The following is a 2879-nucleotide window of genomic DNA, read 5'->3' on the forward strand; positions in this document are numbered from 1 at the left end:
GTCCGGCACGGTGGGGCCGTTCGTTACCCTGGCGGACGTGGCGGTGCTGAGCGGGACGTATAAGGCGGCGCGGGCGAAGGATTCGGCATGCGCGGCGTGATCCGCCTTGCCGGCCGGGCGGTCGTGCTGGCGGCGTGCCTGGCGGCGCTGGGGCCGTCGGCGGTGCCGATGTTGGATGGCGGGCGCTTCGGCGCGGTGCGAGAGTTTCAACCGCGGGGGGCGCTGCGTGGCGTGGTGCTGATGTTCTCGGACCGCGCGGGATGGAATGCGGCGGACGGCGTGGCTGCGGGCAAGATGACCCGGGATGGCGCGTTGGTCATCGGGATCGATACCCCGGGCTATATCCGCCAGCTCGATGCCAGCCAGGGGGCATGCCAGGTGCTGATCGGGGATGCGGAGGCGATGAGCCGCTCGGCCCAGCGGCTGCGCAATACCGGGCCGTACATGTTTCCGATCCTGGCCGGGATTGGGGATGGCGGGGCGGTGGCAGCGGCCATCCTGAGCCAGGCGCGGGTCAACACTGTGGCCGGTGCTGTCTCCGTCGACCCGGCGCTGAATGTGCCTACGCGCAAGCCGCCGTGTTCTGACACGGATGGGATGAGTGTGGCGGCGGATGCGGCTGAGCAATCGCCGGCGGGGGCGCAGGGCTTCTGGTCGGTGGGACTGCGGCCGGATGCGGCGCCGGGCATGTGGGATCGGCTGGCGCGCTGGGCCGCGGCAGGGTCGCCGGTCGAGGCCCAGCGCCTGGGCGCCAATACCGATGAAGCGGGCGCGTTGGGGCCGTTGGTGGCGCCGCATCTGGGGGCGCCGGCCTCGGCCTCCGGCGGGGATATCGCGTCATTGCCGATCATTCCGATGCCGGCGGACAACCCGACCGAGATCATGGCGGTGGTGATGTCCGGCGACGGCGGTTGGCGCGACATCGACAAGCAGGTGACCGACAATCTCCGCTCGCGCGGGGTCTCGGTCGTCGGCTGGGATTCGCTGCAGTATTTCTGGCACGAGAAGACGCCGGACGAGGTCGCGCGCGACCTGGCGGACGTGTTGCGCACCTACTCCACGCTTTGGCACAGCAAGCGCATCGCGTTGATCGGGTATTCGTTCGGGGCGGACGTGCTGCCGTTCGCCTATAACCGGCTGCCGCCCGATGTTCAGGCGAAGGTGACGATGATGACGCTGCTGGCGCTGTCGAATTCGGCGGATTTCGAGATCCAGGTCACCGGCTGGCTGGGGGCGGCGCCCAGTTCTGCCGCGCTGCCGACCGGGGCGGAGACGCAGCGCATTCCGGGTCGCCTCATTCAATGCGTCTATGGCAAGGATGAGGAGGACACGGCCTGTCCGGGCCTGGCCGCCCAGGGCGCGGAGGTGGTGAGCACCCAAGGTGGGCATCATTTCGACAGCAATTACGTCGCCGTCGCCAGCCGCATCATCAACGGGCTGACGCGGCGTGGTTCGTGAAGGGTAGCAACCCCGGCCAACCTGCCGTCTTATGGCGATGCCAGGAAAAAGGTGGTTGCGGTATGCGCGTGTTACACGGTCTCGTCATAGGCGCGACCACGATGTTATCGTTGGCGGGGTGCACCGGGTTGGCGCGCAACGACCAGGGCCGGTTACAGCCGCAGACGGTCCAGGGGCCGTGCGACGTGCAGAAATTCTTCCTGGAGCCGCTGACGGTCGCGCATACCACCGCAGCGGTGCACAACACTGGTGAGGCTTGCACCTTCACGATGCTGAACCCGGACTTGCAGATCTTCCCGTCCGCGACGCTGGTGACGGCTCCGGCGCAGCATGGCCAGGCGATTGCCGGGCTGGTGAACGGCCTGCGGTCGCCGATCGTGTCCTACACGCCGCAGCGTGGCTATGCCGGGCCGGACCAGTTCACCGTCACGATCGAGCCGAACGACCATGCGGTGGCTGTGGCGGTGATGGTCAGCCCCTGATAGTTCGCCTGGGAGGCTGAGCCGCTACTGCTCCGGCTCGGTGGTGAATTGTAGGGGGTAGCCTTCCTTGCGGCCGGCCTCGGTGCCGTTGTCGGCCTTGGTTTCGGCGACATCCTTGGGGAAGACGGCGACGACGCAGATGCCTTTCTGGTGCGCCGTCATCATCACGCGCTGCGCCTGCGACTCGTTCAGGCGGAACTCGGCCTGCAGCACCTTGGTGACGAAATTGCGGGGCGTGTAATCGTCGTTCACCAACAGCACCTTGTGCAGGCGCGGTCGCTCGACCTTGATGGTCGTGGTCGTGCGGGACCGGGTGATGGTGTCGTTGTCGTTATCGTCCATGGGACTGTCTCCGACCGAAGTTGAAGAGCGGGCAGTTTAACAGGTGGAAGGCCCGCCGCCGAAGGGCTGATACACCGACTCGCGAAATCTTGGTAATCGACGCTTCCTTGGGGTGGGATTTGGCCCTGGAATGGGCCTGGAATGGGCTTGGAATGGGCTTGGTATGGCCTGAGCGGCGGCGCGGGTGGCGGGTTTGACTGCATTACCGCACCTGTTCGCGGGTTGTCCTATTCCGGTAGGCGCGTCAGACTCCGTGCTTCGTAGATTGGGGGTGACTCCGGCAGGATGATGGACGATGGCGAGCATGCGACGCAGACATGGCCAGAGGCGCCGCATCGGGGTGGCTCGCCGATGATGGCGGTCCGGACGGTGGGCGCCCCAGTGCTGGACCCGACCCCGCAAACGCGGCGGCTGTATGCGGGGGATTGGGCCAATTTCCTCGCCTGGTGCCACCAGACGAAGCACACGGCGCTGCCGGCGTCGGCGGAAACGGTTGCGGCGTATTTGCTGGCGGCGGCACCGGGGCTGAGCCGCGGCGCGCTCGGCCGCCGCCGGTCCGCCATCGCGACCATGCACCGGCAGAGCGGGCAGTCGGTG

Annotated in this window: 3 protein-coding genes and 1 pseudogene; 3 read left to right on the top strand and 1 reads right to left on the bottom strand. The window is 67.4% G+C overall.

Annotated elements, in window-relative coordinates:
- The first annotated feature begins 87 nt into the window (after nucleotides 1-87).
- On the top strand, nucleotides 88-1458 hold the full coding sequence (locus tag GSQ76_RS25450) for a virulence factor family protein (protein ID WP_158746900.1): 1371 nt from the start codon (nucleotides 88-90) through the stop codon (nucleotides 1456-1458).
- A gap of 62 nt (nucleotides 1459-1520) precedes the next feature.
- Nucleotides 1521-1940: an Ig-like domain-containing protein gene (locus GSQ76_RS25455; protein ID WP_158746901.1), complete on the top strand. Its 420-nt coding sequence runs from the start codon at nucleotides 1521-1523 to the stop codon at nucleotides 1938-1940.
- Nucleotides 1941-1964: 24 nt separating this feature from the next.
- Here the strand turns inward: GSQ76_RS25455 and clpS are convergent, their stop codons facing one another.
- Nucleotides 1965-2282 (bottom strand): ATP-dependent Clp protease adapter ClpS, encoded by a 318-nt coding sequence (clpS, locus tag GSQ76_RS25460; RefSeq protein WP_158746902.1) that lies wholly within the window; start codon nucleotides 2280-2282, stop codon nucleotides 1965-1967.
- A 285-nt stretch (nucleotides 2283-2567) separates the two neighbouring features.
- On the opposite strand from clpS, the pseudogene GSQ76_RS25465 reads away from it, so the two are divergent.
- Nucleotides 2568-2879, top strand: a pseudogene (locus GSQ76_RS25465) (hypothetical protein); the annotation flags it as partial.

The organism is Acidisphaera sp. L21 (genome assembly GCF_009765685.1).
Classification (GTDB): Bacteria; Pseudomonadota; Alphaproteobacteria; order Acetobacterales; family Acetobacteraceae; genus LMUY01.

Excerpts from the sequence above, each read along its gene's own strand:
- GSQ76_RS25450 (WP_158746900.1), top strand. The coding sequence starts at position 88 with ATGCGCGGCGTGATCCGCCTTGCCGGCCGGGCGGTCGTGCTGGCGGCG.
- GSQ76_RS25455 (WP_158746901.1), top strand. The coding sequence starts at position 1,521 with ATGCGCGTGTTACACGGTCTCGTCATAGGCGCGACCACGATGTTATCG.
- clpS (WP_158746902.1), bottom strand. The coding sequence starts at position 2,282 with ATGGACGATAACGACAACGACACCATCACCCGGTCCCGCACGACCACG.